1 protein-coding gene is annotated in these 593 nt (G+C 61.9%); it reads left to right on the forward strand.

Annotated features, from left to right (window positions below; all coding sequences use genetic code 11):
• Positions 1-20: 20 nt before the first annotated feature.
• On the forward strand, positions 21-593 hold a 573-nt coding region (locus IO33_RS45340), incomplete at its 3' end, for a DEAD/DEAH box helicase family protein (protein ID WP_209439019.1).

Here is a 593-nt window from a genome sequence, read left to right on the forward strand (position 1 = left end):
GGATCGCGGCGGAGTCCACGGTGCTGCTCGACCATGTGGTCGGTGCGGGCAAGACCGGCACCATGTTCATGGCTGCGATGGAGCTCAAACGTCGTGGTGTGGTGGCCCAGCCGTGGATTGTGGTGCCCACCCACCTGATCGAGCAGTTCGGTCGAGAGGTCAAGCAGTGGTATCCGGCCGCTGAGGTGTTGGTGGGCAACAAGGGCATGTCGGCCCAGGATCGGCGGATGTTCGTCGCCCAGACCGCGACCAGCAACTGGGACATGGTCATCGTTCCTGGTTCGGTGTTCGAGCTGATCAACGTCAGCGAAGACCGGCGCACCGACTACCTGCAAGCCCAGATCGACCAGCTCGGCGAGGAGCTGTCGAGCGGTCGGGACTCGATGAACCCGACCACGATCAAAAAGATCGAGACCGCCAAGAAGCGGATGGATGATCGTCTGCAGAAGTTGCTCGACAAGGACCGCAAAGACGACGGGGTGACGTTCGAGCAGACCGGGTGTGACTACCTGTTCATCGACGAGGCGCACGAGTACAAGAACAAGGCCCGCACGTGTGCGGTCGACACGTTGGCGCACACCGGGTCTCAGAAG

It is taken from the genome of Streptomyces durhamensis, assembly GCF_000725475.1.
Taxonomy (GTDB): Bacteria; Actinomycetota; Actinomycetes; order Streptomycetales; family Streptomycetaceae; genus Streptomyces; species Streptomyces filipinensis.